Below are 15,486 nucleotides of genomic sequence, written 5' to 3'. Positions count from 1 at the left end.
GGACCCGGCTGCCGCCGCCGGGCGCGTCGCCGGCCTCGAGCGTGCCGCCGATCGCCGCCACGCGGTCGCGCAGGCCGCGCAGGCCGGTGCCGGCGGACGGGTCGAGGCCGCCGGGGCCGCGGTCCTCCACCTCGACCACCAGCCGCTCGCGCGACGCGCACAGCCGGACGCTGGCGTGGTCGGCGTCGGGAGCGTGCTTGGCGACGTTGGTCAGCGCCTCGGCGACCACGAAGTAGGCGGTCGCCTCGACCTCGACCGGCCACCGGTGGCGGGGGACGTCGACCTCGATCGGCACCGGCGAGCGGGCCGCCAGCGACTCGATCGCGGCCCGCAGCCCGCGGTCGGTGAGGATCGCCGGGTGGACGCCGGCGACCAGGTCCCGCAGGTCGCCGATCGCCGCCTGGACCTCGTCGGCGGCCCGCTGCAGCAGGCCCGCGGCGTCGCCGGCCCCGTCGCCGACCCGACGGGCGGCGGAGCGCAGCGTCACCAGCACGCCGATCAGCCGCTGCTGCGCCCCGTCGTGCAGGTCGCGGCCGATCCGCCGGCGGGCGGCGTCGGCGGCGGCGACGATCCGCGCCCGCGACTCGTGCAGCTCCAGGGCCCACCCGTGCGGGGCGCCGTCGTGCTCCGCGGTCGCCGGGTCGACCTGGCGGAAGACCACCACCGCGCCGCGCCCGTGGTCGGTCTCCAGCGGCGAGGACGAGTAGGCGATCGGCACCATGCTGCCGTCGCGGCGCACGAACCAGTCCAGGTCGACCCGCACCACCTCGCCGGTCGTCCGCGGGCGCAGCAGCGGGCACTCGGCGTCGGGGAACGGACTGCCGTCGGGGCGCTTGTGGTGGATCGTGGCGTGGCTCGGCCGGCCGAGCAGCTCGGCCTCGTCGGCGTAGCCGAGCGTGGCGATCGCCGCCGGGTTGGCGAACTGGACCCGGCCGTCGGGATCGACGACGTAGAACGCGTCGGCCGAGCTGGCCAGCAGCGACTCGAGCAGCTCGGGGGCCAGGTGGCCGACCTCGTCGTCGTTGTGCGTGGGCACGGTGACCACCACCCGACCGTAGTCCCGCGTGCGGGCGGCGCCGCCCGCCAACCGGCCAGGATCCTCGCCCGCCGGTTGGCCGCGACGGCGCGCGGGCGGCGCCCCGTCGCGGACCGGGCTCAGCGCAGCGGCAGCACGTCGCGGCCGGCGGTGTCGTTGACGATCAGCGCCATCGAGATGTACAGCACGGCGGCGGCGTCGAGCAGGCCCAGGACGCCGCCCAGGTGGATCAGCCCGGAGCCGCCCGGCGCGGCCATGTTCCCCAGGCCGAGGACCAGCAGCACCACCGCCAGCAGCACCTGGGCGCCGAACACCGCCCGGCTGACCCACCACGACGCCAGGCCGAGGCCGAACGACACGAGCGACCAGATCACCAGGTAGGACCCGAACGCGTCGCCGAAGCCGGCCGGCCCGGCGGCGCTGGTCAGGCCGGGGGCGCTGATCAGCAGCAGCAGGCCGAGCGAGAGCCAGAGGGTTCCGTACATCAGCCCGAGCGTGCCGGCGAAGAGGCTGCCCGCGCGGAAGTTCCAGAGGCCGCCGGTGCCGATCCCGATCGCGCCGACGCTGAGCGCGACGGGGACGATGATCCCGGTCGCCGCCGGGTCGAACAGCTCGGCGTTGGCGGCGGACAGCAGCCCCAGCGCGACCCCCAGCGAGCCGAGGATCAGCGCCGTGCCCTGGGCGGCGGCGGGGAAGAAGATCCCGGCGCCGCGCTCGGGCGAGGACAGGACCTGCTGGGCGAGCCGCAGCGTCGCCGTCCCGGACGGTCCGGGCGGCGCGGCGGCGGTGGGCGGTGGTGCGGTGACGGTCGACATCGGGGCCTCTCGGGGTAGGGGTCGGGCCGAGCGCCACGCTAGGCCGCGGCCGGCGACGCTCGGTCGGCCCGCTGTCCCAACCGCGCGGGTCGCCGGGGACCGCCGCGGCCGCTCCCGACGGGTCACGGGGGGATCGGCCCCGGGCGGGCCGTCGGGTCGGCCGGACCCGCGGTCGGGCGGACCCGACCTCCGACCCGCGACCCGGCCCACGGGTCGCGGTCGGCGTCGGCGGCGCTCCGCGACCCGCGGCCGGCCCTAGGCCGCGACCAGCGCCGCGCGCTGCGCCTCGAGCACGTCGCGCAGCCGCTGCGGCGGACGCCCGGTCAGCCGCTCGACGACGTCGGACTCGACGTCGAGGAAGCCCTGACGGCTGGCGGCGCCGAAGCTGGTCAGGACGTGCGGCAGCCCGTGCGGCAGCCCGGCCGCCTCGAGCCCGGCCTGCAGCGCGTCGTCGTCGACCGCGACGACCTCGACCGGTCGCCCGCCGACCTCGGCGAAGATCGCGGCGCGGTCGGCGGCGCTCAGCAGCTCGCCGGTCACGTCGTAGGCCTGGCCGGCGTGGTCGCCGCCGGCCAGCACCGCCGCGGCGACGGCGGCGCAGTCCTCGCGGGTGACGTAGGCGGTCCGCGAGTCGCCCTCGTTGGTCACCAGCTGGCCGCTGGCGAGCGCGCCCTGGGCGGCGCCGACCTGCATCTCGCTGTAGAGCGCGTTGCGCAGGAACACGTACGGGATGCCGCTGGCGAGGATCAGCTCCTCGGTCCGGCGGTGGTCGTCGGCGACGGCGGCGGGGTTGTCGGTCGTCGGGTTCGGGACCGAGGTGTAGGCGATCAGCCGGACGCCGGCGGCCTTGGCGGCGTCGATCGCCTCGGCGTGCTGATGGGCGCGGGCGCCGACCGCGTCGGTGCTGATCAGCAGCAGCCGCTCGGCGCCGGCGAACGCCTCGCGCAGCGAGTCGGGGTGGTCGAAGTCGCCCTTGCGGACGCTCGCGCCGCGCGCCGCCAGGTCGGCCAGCGCCTCGGGCCGGCGGGTGACGAGGACGACCTGGGCCGGGTCGACCTGGTCGAGGAGGAGCTCTGCGACGCGGTGGCCGAGCTGGCCGGAGGCGCCGGTGACGACGATGCTCATGTGGGGTTCCTGTCGATTCGTAGTCAGCGCAGTTGCAGTTGCATCGGCAACTGTAACAGCTGTGGTGACGAATTCGGCTACGATCATGACGTGGCGCGTCCGACCAACACCCAGTTCGCCGTCGGGGTCCACCTGATGACCCTGCTCTCGGCCGCGCCCGACGTGGTCCAGACATCGACCGGGCTGGCCGGCAGCGTCGGCACCAACCCGGTCCACGTCCGCCGCGTCCTCGGCCTGCTGCGCCAGGCGGGGCTGGTCGCGTCGCGGCCCGGCAGCGCCGGCGGCTGGCTCGTCACGCGCCCACCGCGCGAGATCCTGCTCGCCGACGTCTGGCGCGCCGTGGTCGGCGAGGACCAGGTCCTGGGCCTGCACGAGGCCAACCCCGACTGCACCGCCGGCCAGCGGATCCAGCGGGCGCTGGTCGAGGTCGACCGCCGCGCCGCGCGCGCGATCGAGGCCGAGCTGCAGGCCACCTCGCTCGCCGACCTGGCGGACGGGATCGATCGCCTGCCGGCGGTCGCGGCCACCGCCTGAGCGGCCGCCGGCGCCCCCGCTCGTCGTTCCGGCTCAACGGATGTTCGGGGGGCATGAAGGTCGGACAACGGCCTTCGGCGTACGCTATACAGCCGTCGGGGTGACCGCCCGGCGAGCGGGCATACGGTGACGCGTCGAGTCCGGCGTTCGCGTCGGGCCGATCCCCCACCCACGAGACCCCTGGAGGTCCCGACCTCATGCTGTCCCTCTCCCGCGGGCGGCCCACCGCGCCGCTTGCGGCCACGCTCGCCGTGGCCGCTCTCGCGCTCGTGCCGTCGATCGCGTCCGCCGCGCCGCCACGCGGCCAGGACGCGTTGTCCGCCGACCCGATGGCGACCGGTCCGTATCCCGTCCAGCGTGTCTCCTACGACGTCGGCGACCTGCGCCTGGGCCTGACGCGGGCGCCCGGCGCGACGCTGGTGCCGCTGCGCGGATCGGTGACCTTCCCCAAGGGCAAGGCCGACCCGTCGCGGCTGGTCGTCTACCTGCACGGCAACCACGGCACCTGCCGGCGGTCGCCGTCCTCGCCGCAGGCGCCGCCGGCCGATGCGCCAACCGGCACCCCGTCGACGGACCCGTGCCCGGACTGGGCCAAGGTCGACAGCTTCGCCGGCTACGACTACCTGTCCGACAACCTCGCCAGCCACGGCTACGTCGTCGTCAGCCCCGAGGCGAACCTGGCCTCCATCAGCGGTCTGGGGCCGACGACCAGCGCCGGCAGCAGCACGGGCAGCGCGGCGCGCTCGCAGATCCTGCAGGCGACGATCGAGGCGGTGCGCTCCTGGAACGCGGGCGACGCGGTGATGAACACCGGCCAGGCGGTCGACGTGACCAAGCCGTCGGCGGCGAGGGCGTCGTTGAAGGGCCAGGTCGATCTGGCTGGTGGCATCGGGCTGATGGGCCACTCCCGCGGCGGGGCCGGCGTCGTCGACTTCCTGCAGTTCAACCGCAACAACGTTCGCGGCACGCAGTGGCTGATCGATGCGACGCTGGCGCTGGAGCCGACGACCTACACCGACAGCAAGACGCCCGAGGGCACCAACTTCGCGACCCTGCTCGGCGGCTGCGACGGCGACATGGGCACGCTGGAGGGGGCGAACTTCTTCGGCCTGGCGAAGTACCGGCCGGCCAACGCCAGGACCGCCGATCTGCAGTTCTACGTCGAGGGCGCCAACCACAACTTCTACAACACCGTCTGGGCGGCCGACGGCGACGACGCGGGGGGCACCTGCGGTGGTCTTTGGTGGGGTGGCGGGCATCCCGAGGTCCGGTTGAGCAAGCCCGATCAGCAGAAGACCGGGATCGCGCTCATGAACGCGTTCATGCGCCGCTACGTCGGTGACGAGGCGGCGATGGAGCCGCTGATGACCGGTGAGACGACCCTGCCGGCCTCTGCTTGCCCGACGGGCGACAGCGCCAAGGCCGTCGACTGCCGCGACCTGGTCCGGACCAGCTACATCGGCCCGGATGAGCAGCGGCTCGATCTGCTCCGCCCCGACGGCGCCGATCCGACCGGGACGACCGCCACCGGCGGGACGCTGACGGCCAGCGGCCTGACGCGCTTCGAGCTGTGCGACCCGCAGGACGGCAAGCCGAGCGCCTGCCCGCCGGGGGGCAGCACGGCGCCCTCCTGGGGCGACCAGTTCACGGTCGGCTGGGACGGCCCGGCGTCGCTGACCGCGCAGCTGGCTGCGGGTGGCGGCCCGACGGACCTGACCGGGACGCGCGCGTTGCAGTTGCGCACCGCCCTCGACGACGGCGAGCCGCAGAACCGCGATCGGCAGGCACAGGACTACGCCGTGACGCTGACGGACGCGACCGGCGCCAGCGCGACGACCAAGGTCAGCGACTGGAGCGCGTCGCTGCGGGCGCCGTTCAAGCCGCAGACGGTGCTGAACGGCGTCTGGATCCCGCTCTCGGCCTTCGCCGGGGTGGATCTGTCGCGGGCCGTGTCGGTGCGGTTTGACTTCGGTGGCGAGGGGCTGCCGGCGACGGGCCTGATCCAGCTCTCCGACGTGTCGTTCCTGCGCAAGGCGCCGGCCGCGGTGCAGCCGTCGATCCCTGCCCCGAACGGTCCGCCGTCGCCGTTGGGCACGACCCTGGCGACGACGGCGGTCAGCACCGGCAAGGTCTGCCGCGACGTCCTCGGGCCGCGGGTGCGCAGCGTCTCGCTGCAGCGCCGGAAGGGCCGGATCCTGGTCGTCCGGGGCCGCTCGAGCGACCGCACCAACTGCCAGGGCGAGCGCGCGTCCGCGGTGCGCGGCACGATGGTCGCGATCAGGCAGCCGGTGCTGGGCAAGAAGGGCAAGGGGCAGTGCCGCTACCTCGACGCCAAGGGCCGCTGGGGCCGGGCGGTGCCGTGCCGCGCCTCCCGCGTGCGCTACGTGAAGGGCACGACGACGTGGTCGCTGCGCGCGCGACTGCCCAAGAGCGGGCTGCCGCGTCCGGGCGTCAAGCGACGCACCCTCACGGTGCTGGTGCGCTCCTACGACCGTCGCGGCAACCTCGGCACGGCCGTGAAGCGGACGCTGCGCTACCCCTAGCCGGCCGACGGTCGGGGCGGCGGCGCCGACGCGGCGCCGTCGCCCCGACTCGACCGCAGGCCCGCGACCCTGTAGTAATGGCTAGATCACTTCGTGTCGGTTTGGCCGATCGGACGGTTGCCGCGGCCACCGGTGACGCGAGAGTGTCGGACGACCGATCCCGAGTGGAGAACGATCCATGAGCACGACCCTGCGCAACTTCATCGGCGGCGAGTTCGTCGACGCGGCGAGCGGCGAGACCTTCGCCGTCGTCGATCCCTCCACCGGCCAGGAGTACGCCCGGGCCGCCGCATCCGGCAAGGAGGACGTCGATCGCGCCGTCGCCGCCGCGTCGAAGGCGTTCGAGGCCTGGTCGCGGACCACGCCCGGCGAGCGCGCGCTGGCGCTGCTGAAGCTGGCCGACCGGATCGAGGCCCACGCCGACGAGCTGGCCGAGATCGAGTCCCGCGACGCCGGCAAGCCGCTGCAGGCGGTCAAGGACGACGAGATCGGCGTGATGGCCGACAACCTGCGCTTCTTCGCCGGGGCCGCGCGCACGATGGAGGGCAAGGCCTCGGGCGAGTACCTGGAGGGCCTGACCTCGATCATCCGCCGCGAGCCGGTCGGCGTCGTCGGCCAGATCGCGCCCTGGAACTACCCGATGATGATGGCGATCTGGAAGATCGGCCCGGCGCTGGCGACCGGCTGCACCACGGTCCTCAAGCCCGCGCCGTCGACCCCGGCGTCGACCGTCAAGCTGGCCGAGATCGCGGCCGACCTGTTCCCGGCCGGCGTCCTCAACGTCGTCGTCGGCGGCAACGAGCCCGGCCAGGCGATCGTCGAGCATCCCGACGTCGCGCTGGTCTCGCTGACCGGCTCGGTCGGCACCGGCCGCTGGATCGCCGAGCACGCGGGCAAGCGGCTCAAGCGCACCCACCTCGAGCTGGGCGGCAAGGCCCCGGTCGTGGTCTTCGACGACGTCGACATGGAGACCGCGCTCGAGGGCATCGCCGGCGCCGGCTACTACAACGCCGGCCAGGACTGCACCGCCGCGACCCGCGTGCTGGCCAGCGCCAAGGTCTACGACGAGGTCGTCGCCGGCCTGGCCGACCAGGCCAAGGCCCTGGTGCTCGGCGACGTGACCGCCGCCGACACGTCGCTCGGCCCGGTCAACAACGCCAACCAGTACGAGCGGGTGACCGGCTTCTTCGATCGCGCGCCGTCGCACGCCGAGGTCGTCACCGGCGGCCGCAAGGCCGATCGCCCCGGCTACTACGTCGAGCCGACCGTGATCGCCAACCTCCAGCAGCAGGACGAGCTGATCCAGTCCGAGATCTTCGGGCCGGCGATCACCGTCCAGCGCTTCAGCGACGAGGCGGAGGCGATCGCCTGGGCCAACGGCACGCCCTACGGCCTGGCGTCCTCGGTCTGGACCCGCGACGTCGGCCGCGCGCTCCGCGTCTCCAACGCGCTGCGCTTCGGCACCGTCTGGATCAACACCCACATCCCGCTCGCCTCCGAGATGCCGCACGGCGGCTTCAAGGACTCCGGCTGGGGCAAGGACCTGTCCGGCTACGCGCTCGAGGACTACACCGTTGTCAAGCACGTGATGGCGTCGCTCGACTGAGCGGCGACAGCTCAAAGAACGAGGCGACGGATCCGTTCCTCACTGGCCAGTTCGCGAATGAGTGCATAGATCGCCTCGCCGAACGTTGACGCCTCGGCGAGGCGATCTGAGCGGTGTCGTGGATCCGAAAAGCTCTGGAGCAACTCAGCACGCGGGCGCTGGACCTCGGTGAGGAATGCCTCGTATTTGGTGTCTAGGTCCTTCAGGAGCTGATCTGCGATGTCGGTTCGTCCCTGCAGCGCTGAGAAGCGCTCTTGAGGCGTCATACCGCAGAGGTCCGCTACTCGACGCGCCGTGACGGGTGGCTCATCGCAGGTCAGGTGGAGCACCATTGAGAAGCATGTCGAGAGGCGGCTGAGTTTGAGCTTGTAGTTCTTGACCGCGCTCTTGGCCTTGGCCTCCCTGAGTTGGTCCTCTGAGCCTTCGAGACGTCCAAGCTCGGCGCGATCATGCTCGTAGTTCAACGTCAGCGTTCGCCAGAAGCGAAGGATGTCGTTGATGAGGAACGTCGGTACGAAATCGGACTCGTGACCCTCGAAGTCGCGGTAGTAGAAGCCAACCACTCGTGAGATCAGGGCGGCATACCGCCCGGGGTCAGAGACCGGCTGGCTCTCAAGTAGCAAGAGCATGCGGGCAGTGAAGGCGTTCGTGGAATCGTCATCTCGGCTGCCCAGGATTTGCTCCATGGCCCCTGCGTCTAGCGACTCCAAGTATTTGCCGTCGCCAGAGAATGGCGGGAACTCCATCTCCTCGGTGACCTCAACGAGCCGTCCGCCAAGGCGAAGGAACGTCAGGTATGAGAAATCTGGCGAGTTCTCATAGATGAAGAAGAGGTCGATGTCGGACTCCTTCCAAGCCTCAAGTCGTCCGTACGAGCCGGTGGCGTAGATCGAGAGGCCTGTGGTTGCCAACGGTTCCCTAAGGTCGCTCAGGCGGTCTCGTAGTTCGGCAAGGCGTTCCTCTGAATAGGTTCTACGTGAGTCGGAGGAGAACGACATGGCGCGACGATACAGATCGCCGTCGGTGCGAATACCTCGATGTGTTTGAGCTGTCGCGCGTTACGATGGCTAAGTGGATGCGCGATCTGATCTCTACATCTCCGTTGACGTAGAGACTGACGGCCCGATTCCGGGACCGTTCTCGCTGCTGTCGTTTGGCATGAGCGTTGCTGGCACGTTTGATGGCCACACGTTTCGGCCCGCTGATCCGGAGGAGTTGACGTTCTACGCCGAACTTCGTCCGATCTCCGACAACTGGCAGGCCGAGGCGCTCGCTGTCAACGGGCTCGATCGAGCCCGACTCGTCAAGGCTGGGCGCGATCCTCGCGAGACCATGGATGACGCGGCGGCGTGGGTTCGACGTGTCGCGGGAACGAGCCGCCCAGTCCTTGTTGCTTATCCGGTCGCCTTTGATTGGGCGTTCCTCTACTGGTACTTCGTTCGATATGCGACCGGTGGTTCTCCGTTCGGGTACTCCTCTTGTCTCGATATACGCACGCTGTATCAAGCCCGCGCGCACACCGTCCATGACCGCTCGGGGAAGGCATACATGCCGCCGATGCTGGTTCCCGATCGGCCGCATACGCACAACGCTCTAGACGACGCGGTGGAGCAAGCGGAGTTGTTCTCCAACGTGTTCGCATGGACGCTCGGCGGTCCGGTAGCGTCGCGGCTGCCCTTCTCATGAATCCTCGCCCCGCTCCTCGCCCCGCTCCTCGCCCCGCTCCTCGCCCCGCTCCTCGCCCCGCTCCTCCTGCGGAATCTGCGCCGTCATGGCTGACGCCGCTTCTTCCTGCGTCCGTCGTTCGCAAGTAGTCCCCAGCAGTGCGCTGGACACCACTAGGGACGAGTGGGCTAGGCGCCCGCTGTCCTAGCTCTAGTGGGCCTGTCAGGCCCCGGGCACGGCCGACACCGGCCGCGGCGGCTCGCCGACGTACTTCGCCGACGGCCGGATCAGGCGCGCCTCGCGCTTCTGCTCCAGGATGTGCGCCGACCAGCCGGCCACGCGAGCGCAGGTGAAGAGCGGCGTGAAGAGGTCGGCCGGCACCTCGGCGCTGTCCAGGATCACCGCCGACCAGAACTCGACGTTGGTCGCCAGCACGCGGTCGGGCTTGCGGGCGTGGAGCTCGGCCAGCGCCGCCTTCTCGAGCGCCTCGGCGGCCTCGTAGCGGGCGGCGCCGATCTCCTTCGCCGTCCGCCGCAGGACGCGGGCGCGGGGATCCTCGGCGCGGTAGACGCGGTGACCGAAGCCCATCAGCCGCTCGCCGCTGTCGAGCGCGTTCTTGACCCAGGCCTCGGCGTCCCCGGACTGCTCGACGCCGTCGAGCATCGCCAGCACGCGCGACGGGGCGCCGCCGTGGAGCGGGCCGGACAGCGCGCCGACGGCGGACGACAGCGCGGCCGCGACGTCGGCGCCGGTCGACGCGGTCACGCGGGCGGTGAACGTCGACGCGTTCATGCCGTGCTCGGCGGCCGAGATCCAGTAGGCGTCGATCGCCTTGGCGTGGAGCGGGTCGAGCTCGCCCCGCCAGCGGATCAGGAACCGCTCGGCGACCGTCTTGCCCTCGTCGACCTGCGACTGCGGGACCGGCGGCTGGCCGCCTCCGCGCGCGGACTGGGCGACGAACGAGAGCGCCATCACCGAGGCGCGGGCCAGCTCGTCGCGGGCCTCCTCGTCGGTCGTGTCGATCAGCGGCTTGAAGCCCCACTCGGGCGCGAGCATCGCCAGCGCGGCCTGGACGTCGACGCGCGGATCGCCGGAGCGGACGCTCAGCGGGTGCGGCTCGGCGAACGGCAGGCCCGGGGCGAACGAGCCGTCGACGAGCAGGCCCCAGACCTTCTCGTACGGCACGTGGCCGACGAGGTCCTCGATGTCGACGCCGCGGTAGCGAAGGGCGCCGCCCTCCTTGTCGGGCTCGGCGATCGTGGTCGCGAACGCCACCACGCCTTCGAGCCCGGAACGTACCTCGCTGGTCATCTCTGCTGGTCCTCGTCGTTCGTCTGTCGTGGCGCGGCGGATCGGCCCGGCCGGCGGCCGGCACGACGTCCGAACCTAGCAGCGCCGGGCCGCGGCCCGGCGAAGCCGGGCGCGTCGGCGAGCCCGCGCGCCGCGATCCGCCACTCGCTACCGTCGGCCGCATGCCTGCCGCCGATCCCGCGCTGCTGCGCCGTCCCGCCGTCGAGCTCGCGGCGATGATCCGCCGCGGCGAGCTGGCGGCGGTCGACCTGACCCAGGCGGCGCTCGACCGGATCGCCGAGCTGGACGGGCGCGTCAACGCGTTCATCGACGTCTGGGCGGAGGAGGCGCTCGAGGCGGCGGCGGCGATCGGGCCCGGCGATCCGCGTCCCTTCGCCGGCGTGCCGACCGCGATCAAGAACAACCGCGGCGTCGCCGGCAAGCGACTGACGCTCGGGGCCTCCTTCACCGAGGACGACGTCGCGCCCTCCGACCACAACGTCACCCGCCGGCTGCGCGGGGCGGGCTTCGTCCTGGTCGGCTCGACCAACCTGCCCGAGTGGGGGATCACGCCGGTCACGCGGCCGCGCCGGTTCGGCCCGACCCGCAACCCGTGGGACCTGGAGCGGACCCCCGGCGGCTCCTCGGGCGGGGCGGCGGCGGCCGTCGCGGCCGGGATGCTGCCGGTCGCCCACGGCAACGACGGCGGCGGATCGATCCGGATCCCGGCCGCCTGCTGCGGCCTGGTCGGGCTGAAGTCGCAGCGGGGCCGGGTCTCGCTGGCGCCGGATCTGGGCCACCACCTGCTGGTCGTCGACGGGATGCTGACCCGGACGGTCGCCGATGCCGCGGCGACGCTCGACGTGCTGGCCGGCTACGAGACCGGCGACGTGGCGTGGGCCCCGCCGGCCGCGGCGTCCTTCGCCGACCTCGCCCGCCGCGGGCTCGAGCCGAACGGGATCGGCCGCCCGCTGCGGATCGCGGTCGCGACGACCCCGCCGCTCGACGGCGATCCCGACCCGGTCGACCTCGACGCCGCCCGCCGCGCGGCCGAGCTGCTCAGCGGCCTCGGCCACCGGGTCGAGGAGGTCGACGCCCCGTGGCAGCTGCCGGGGCTGCTGGAGCTCTTCACCGCCTCGTTCGGCCCCGGGATCGCCAGCCAGATCCGCGTCGCCGAGCTGCGACGGGGCCGGGACGTGACGCCCGAGGACGTCGAGGCGCTGTCGTGGGAGATGTGGCAGCGGGCGACGGCGATGCGCTCGGTCGACTACCTGCTCGCGGACGGGGCGGTCCAGGCGGTCGGGCGCCAGATCGTGACCTGGGCCGATCCCTACGACGTGATCCTGACGCCCGCCCTCGGCAGCGCGCCGGTGGCGATCGGCGACCTCGACCCGGACGGGCCCGACCCGATGGACGGCTTCCGCCGCGGCGGCCACTTCACGCCCTACACGGCGCTCGGCAACGTCACCGGGTCGCCGGCGATCACGCTGCCGCTGTTCGCGCGGCCGGCCGCGGATCCCGCCGCCGGGATGCCGCTCGGGGTCCAGCTGCTCGGCCGCCCGGCCGACGAGGCGACGCTGCTGGCGCTCGCCAGCCAGCTGGAGGCGGCGGCCCCGTGGAGCGACCGCGTCGCCCCGCTGGCGCTCGAGCCCCAGGCCGATCGGGCCTGACCCGCGGGCCGGCGCTCAGCCGGCCAGCGCGTCGACCAGGCCCCGCGGGCGGATCCCGAGCGCCTCGAGGTCGGCGGTCCCGCGGCGTCCGGTCGTGTCGCAGTTGAGGATCGCCAGCTCGTCGCGATCGGCGATCCCCGGCCGCTCGAGCGCGGCGGCGGCGACCTGCAGCAGGTGCCCGGGGACGGGGATCACCGGACGCCGCCGCGAGAGCACGGTCTGCAGCGCCGGCAGCAGCTCGCGGACGCGGTAGGCGTCGGGGCCGGCCAGCTCCAGCCGCCCGTCGGCGGTCGGCCCGCCGGCGGCCGGGCCGGCGCCCCGCTCGACGACGGCCACGATCGCGTCGGCGACGTCGTCGGCGGCGACCGGGCACGAGCGGCCCGGCGAGCCTGCCGGGACCGGCGCCAGCGGCAGCAGCGAGAGCGCCTGCGCCCACCACGCCCAGCGGTGGCCGCGGGCCAGCACCAGCGACGGCGCGACCACGGAGACCGGCATCCCGCCGACGGCGCCGGCGCCGCCGACCACCCGCTCGGCGGCCTCCTTGGCACGCAGGAACCGGCAGGACGCGGCCTGACCGGCGCCCAGCGCCGAGGCGAACACGAAGTGGCCGACCCCCGCCCGCGCGGCGGCGTCGGCGAGCCGCCACGAGGCGGTCACGTTCAGCTCCTCGAGCGTGCCCGAGACCTGGTCGTGGAGCGGGCCGGCCAGGTGCACGACCGTGTCGACGCCGCGCAGCGCGCCGCCGGGCAGGCGGGCGTCGGTCAGCGTCCAGAGCGCCAGCTGGACGTCGACCCGGCGGGCCCCCAGCCGAGCCGGATCCCGCAGCAGGCAGCGGACCTTGTGGCCACGTTGCAGCAGGCGGTCCAGGACGCGGATCCCGGTCGCACCCGTCGCTCCGGTCAGCAGGATCATGCGCGGAAGCCTACGGTCATCCGCGGCCGATGCGATCGGACGGCGCGCGCGTCGTCCCCGGCCCCGGAACGGTATTCCCAGACGGAATGTCGAGATCGCGGACGCGGGCCGCCGTCGACGCGGTGTCGAGATATGATGCGCGTTCGGTTCTCCGCCCTGACGACACCGCGAGGACGCCCCTCACATGGCCTACGTGATCGCCGAGCCCTGCGTCGGCACCAAGGACAACTCGTGCACCGAGGTCTGTCCGGTCGACTGCATCCACCCGACTCCCGACGAGCCGGACTACGACGCCGCCACGCAGCTCTACATCGACCCGGAAGAGTGCATCGACTGCGACGCCTGCGTCGAGGCGTGCCCGGTCGACGCGATCTTCGCCGAGGATCAGATCCCGGACGAGTGGTCGGCGTTCGTCGACCTCAACGCGAAGTACTTCCAGAACGCCTGAGGTCCGCCGACCTGGCCGGGGCCGGACGGCCCCGCAGCGCCGCGCCCCGGTTCCGTCCGGGGCGCTCGTCGTTCCGGGGCCGGATCAGTCCTGCTCGGGGATCCGGATCTCGCGCAGCCGGCCCGACTCGACCTCGAAGACGAAGCCGCGCACCAGCTCCGGGTAGAGCAGGAACGGGCTGGCGAGCACGCGCCGCATCGACTGCCGCAGGTCCTCGTCGAGGTCCTTGAAGCTCTCCGGCGTCCAGGCCGGCTTGTAGCCGGTCTCCAGCAGCAGCTCGTTGCGCAGGTCGTCGTCGGTGTAGGTCAGCTGCCCGCACTGGGTGTGGTGGACCAGTAGGACCTCGCGCGTCCCGAGCTTGCGCTGCGAGATCGCCAGCGAGCGGATCACGTCGTCGGTGACCACGCCGCCGGCGTTGCGGATCAGGTGGGCGTCGCCGATGTCGAGCCCGAAGAGCCCGAACAGGTCCAGGCGCGCGTCCATGCAGGAGACGACCGCGACGTGCCGGCGGGGGCGCGGCGTGTCGTACGGCGTGTAGCGGTCGGCGAAGCCCTCGGCGTGGCGGATCAGGTCAGGCGCCTGGGGGTCGTGCGGCTCGTCGGTCATCGGCGGCGGTCCTCTGGTCGTGGAGCGCCGCGGAGCTTAGTGGCCGCCCGGCGCGCTCGGCCTCCGGCGATCGCGGCGGCCACCCGTTCGGGCGCCGGCGGAGGGCGGCAGAAGATCCCCGCCCGTTCCGGGATGGGCCGGCGCGGGCGGGGTGGTCTCCTGTTCTCCCCTGCGATCCGGCAGCGCTCCGGACCTGGTTCCTCATCACCGGGAGCACCCGGTGCGAGCTTCGAGCGCCGTGGTCGCCGTCCCCGGGAGGATCACCGCCTCGACGCCGCGTCCCGGACTATATACGTAAATCAGATCAGGAATCAAGAAATTGAATGCGCGGAATCGTCGCGGGCCGTCAGGCCGAGGCCGGGCGAGTCGCACGCCCCCGGCCGGCGGCGATCCGCGAGCGGCGGAAGCGGCGGATCAGCTGGATCGCGGTGAAGCACAGCAGCAGGGCGAACAGCAGCTCGATGATCCGGACCGGCAGCGCGTTGACGAGCGCGACGCCGACCACGGCGCCGGGGAGCGAGCCGATCCCCAGCAGCAGCCCGGCGCGGACGTCGAGGTTGCCGTAGCGCCGCTGGTTGAGCGCCCCGGCCAGCGACACCGGGACGATCGCCAGCAGCGACGTCGCCTCGGCCTCGACGTGGCCCAGTCCCAGCAGCAGCACCAGGGTCGGGACGAAGATCGAGCCGCCGCCGACCCCGACGAGCCCCGAGAGGACGCCCGCGGCGCCGCCGAGCAGCGCGACCCCGGCGAGCGCCGCCGCCGTCCGCGTCTGCCCGCCCCCGTCGCCCGACGGCTCGATGCCGGCGAGCATCGTCGCCGCGACGCAGAGCAGGAGGATCGCGAAGGCCAGCGAGACCGCTCGCGCCGGGATCCGCTGCTGCAGCGACGTGCCGAGCAGGGCGCCGGCGACCGCCGGCGCGCCGATCAGCAGCGCCGCCCCGGGATCGAGCTGGCCGTGGGCCTGCTGCAGCGCGGCGCCGGCCGCCGCCATCGCGACGATCGCCAGCAGCGAGGTGGCGGTCGCGCGACGCTCGTCGAACCCCGGCAGGAGCAACAGCAGCGGCACCATCACCGTCCCGCCCCCGACCCCGAAGAGCCCGGCGAAGGCGCCGGCCAGCAGCCCGATCGCCAGCAGCGGGACGAGGCTCGGGTGGCTGATCGGGAAGCGCATCGGGATCGACGGTAGGCCCGGTACGTTGATTCGTCCAATGCATCATTCAGGGCGTAGAGTTCCAG

General features: G+C 73.1%; 14 protein-coding genes. 6 read left to right on the top strand and 8 right to left on the bottom strand.

The features are described from left to right. The 3 genes from PAI11_RS17490 to PAI11_RS17480 form a co-directional block, all read right to left on the bottom strand. On the bottom strand, nt 1–1,045 hold a 1,045-nt coding region (locus PAI11_RS17490), incomplete at its 3' end, for a sensor histidine kinase (RefSeq protein WP_244406563.1). 110 nt (nt 1,046–1,155) lie between these two features. Continuing rightward, complete coding sequence (locus tag PAI11_RS17485) at nt 1,156–1,851, bottom strand: acetate uptake transporter (RefSeq protein ID WP_007577219.1); 696 nt, start codon at nt 1,849–1,851, stop codon at nt 1,156–1,158. 255 nt (nt 1,852–2,106) lie between these two features. Beyond that, complete coding sequence (locus PAI11_RS17480) at nt 2,107–2,976, bottom strand: NAD(P)H-binding protein (RefSeq protein WP_007577217.1); 870 nt, start codon at nt 2,974–2,976, stop codon at nt 2,107–2,109. A 90-nt stretch (nt 2,977–3,066) separates the two neighbouring features. Between PAI11_RS17480 and PAI11_RS17475 the strand changes: the two genes are divergently transcribed. The 3 genes from PAI11_RS17475 to PAI11_RS17465 all read left to right on the top strand — a co-directional run bounded on the left by PAI11_RS17475 (nt 3,067) and on the right by PAI11_RS17465 (nt 7,659). Continuing rightward, nucleotides 3,067–3,510, top strand: coding sequence for an Rrf2 family transcriptional regulator (locus PAI11_RS17475; protein WP_007577215.1), 444 nt, complete (start codon nt 3,067–3,069; stop codon nt 3,508–3,510). Nucleotides 3,511–3,707: 197 nt separating this feature from the next. Then, a complete protein-coding gene (locus PAI11_RS17470) occupies nt 3,708–6,053 on the top strand; it encodes an alpha/beta hydrolase (RefSeq protein ID WP_138974393.1) in 2,346 nt (781 codons plus the stop codon). 178 nt (nt 6,054–6,231) lie between these two features. Continuing rightward, nucleotides 6,232–7,659, top strand: a complete 1,428-nt coding sequence (locus tag PAI11_RS17465; protein WP_007577211.1) for a gamma-aminobutyraldehyde dehydrogenase — start codon at nt 6,232–6,234, stop codon at nt 7,657–7,659. Nucleotides 7,660–7,670: 11 nt separating this feature from the next. On the opposite strand, the gene PAI11_RS17460 is transcribed toward PAI11_RS17465, so the two are convergent. Then, nucleotides 7,671–8,657, bottom strand: a complete 987-nt coding sequence (locus PAI11_RS17460; protein WP_040600787.1) for a nucleotidyltransferase domain-containing protein — start codon at nt 8,655–8,657, stop codon at nt 7,671–7,673. Nucleotides 8,658–8,730: 73 nt separating this feature from the next. Here PAI11_RS17460 and PAI11_RS17455 point away from each other — a divergent pair, with 73 nt between their 5' ends. Further along, nucleotides 8,731–9,345, top strand: a complete 615-nt coding sequence (locus PAI11_RS17455) for a 3'-5' exonuclease (protein ID WP_040600786.1) — start codon at nt 8,731–8,733, stop codon at nt 9,343–9,345. 201 nt (nt 9,346–9,546) lie between these two features. Here PAI11_RS17455 and PAI11_RS17450 read toward each other — a convergent pair whose 3' ends face one another. Then, nucleotides 9,547–10,635, bottom strand: a complete 1,089-nt coding sequence (locus tag PAI11_RS17450; RefSeq protein ID WP_007577207.1) for a citrate synthase 2 — start codon at nt 10,633–10,635, stop codon at nt 9,547–9,549. 161 nt (nt 10,636–10,796) lie between these two features. Between PAI11_RS17450 and PAI11_RS17445 the strand changes: the two genes are divergently transcribed. Further along, a complete protein-coding gene (locus PAI11_RS17445; RefSeq protein ID WP_007577205.1) occupies nt 10,797–12,284 on the top strand; it encodes an amidase in 1,488 nt (495 codons plus the stop codon). 15 nt (nt 12,285–12,299) lie between these two features. Here the strand turns inward: PAI11_RS17445 and PAI11_RS17440 are convergent, their stop codons facing one another. Beyond that, nucleotides 12,300–13,196, bottom strand: a complete 897-nt coding sequence (locus PAI11_RS17440; protein ID WP_007577203.1) for an NAD(P)H-binding protein — start codon at nt 13,194–13,196, stop codon at nt 12,300–12,302. Between the two features lie 184 nt (nt 13,197–13,380). Between PAI11_RS17440 and PAI11_RS17435 the strand changes: the two genes are divergently transcribed. Continuing rightward, complete coding sequence (locus tag PAI11_RS17435; protein ID WP_007577201.1) at nt 13,381–13,644, top strand: 4Fe-4S dicluster domain-containing protein; 264 nt, start codon at nt 13,381–13,383, stop codon at nt 13,642–13,644. A gap of 84 nt (nt 13,645–13,728) precedes the next feature. On the opposite strand, the gene PAI11_RS17430 is transcribed toward PAI11_RS17435, so the two are convergent. Then, entirely contained in the window at nt 13,729–14,250 is a 522-nt protein-coding gene (locus PAI11_RS17430) for a beta-class carbonic anhydrase (RefSeq protein WP_007577199.1), read from the bottom strand. Nucleotides 14,251–14,596: 346 nt separating this feature from the next. Further along, complete coding sequence (locus PAI11_RS17425) at nt 14,597–15,421, bottom strand: sulfite exporter TauE/SafE family protein (protein ID WP_007577197.1); 825 nt, start codon at nt 15,419–15,421, stop codon at nt 14,597–14,599. Nucleotides 15,422–15,486 lie beyond the last annotated feature (65 nt).

It is taken from the genome of Patulibacter medicamentivorans, from assembly GCF_000240225.1.
GTDB classification, from domain to species: Bacteria; Actinomycetota; Thermoleophilia; order Solirubrobacterales; family Solirubrobacteraceae; genus Patulibacter; species Patulibacter medicamentivorans.
This window is presented reverse-complemented; position numbering and strand designations above follow the sequence as displayed.

Bases quoted from the DNA above. Each gene is read 5' to 3' on its own strand.
- PAI11_RS17485 (WP_007577219.1), bottom strand. From the start codon at position 1,851: ATGTCGACCGTCACCGCACCACCGCCCACCGCCGCCGCGCCGCCCGGA.
- PAI11_RS17480 (WP_007577217.1), bottom strand. From the start codon at position 2,976: ATGAGCATCGTCGTCACCGGCGCCTCCGGCCAGCTCGGCCACCGCGTC.
- PAI11_RS17470 (WP_138974393.1), top strand. From the start codon at position 3,708: ATGCTGTCCCTCTCCCGCGGGCGGCCCACCGCGCCGCTTGCGGCCACG.
- PAI11_RS17465 (WP_007577211.1), top strand. From the start codon at position 6,232: ATGAGCACGACCCTGCGCAACTTCATCGGCGGCGAGTTCGTCGACGCG.
- PAI11_RS17460 (WP_040600787.1), bottom strand. From the start codon at position 8,657: ATGTCGTTCTCCTCCGACTCACGTAGAACCTATTCAGAGGAACGCCTT.
- PAI11_RS17450 (WP_007577207.1), bottom strand. From the start codon at position 10,635: ATGACCAGCGAGGTACGTTCCGGGCTCGAAGGCGTGGTGGCGTTCGCG.
- PAI11_RS17445 (WP_007577205.1), top strand. From the start codon at position 10,797: ATGCCTGCCGCCGATCCCGCGCTGCTGCGCCGTCCCGCCGTCGAGCTC.
- PAI11_RS17440 (WP_007577203.1), bottom strand. From the start codon at position 13,196: ATGATCCTGCTGACCGGAGCGACGGGTGCGACCGGGATCCGCGTCCTG.
- PAI11_RS17435 (WP_007577201.1), top strand. From the start codon at position 13,381: ATGGCCTACGTGATCGCCGAGCCCTGCGTCGGCACCAAGGACAACTCG.
- PAI11_RS17430 (WP_007577199.1), bottom strand. From the start codon at position 14,250: ATGACCGACGAGCCGCACGACCCCCAGGCGCCTGACCTGATCCGCCAC.
- PAI11_RS17425 (WP_007577197.1), bottom strand. From the start codon at position 15,421: ATGCGCTTCCCGATCAGCCACCCGAGCCTCGTCCCGCTGCTGGCGATC.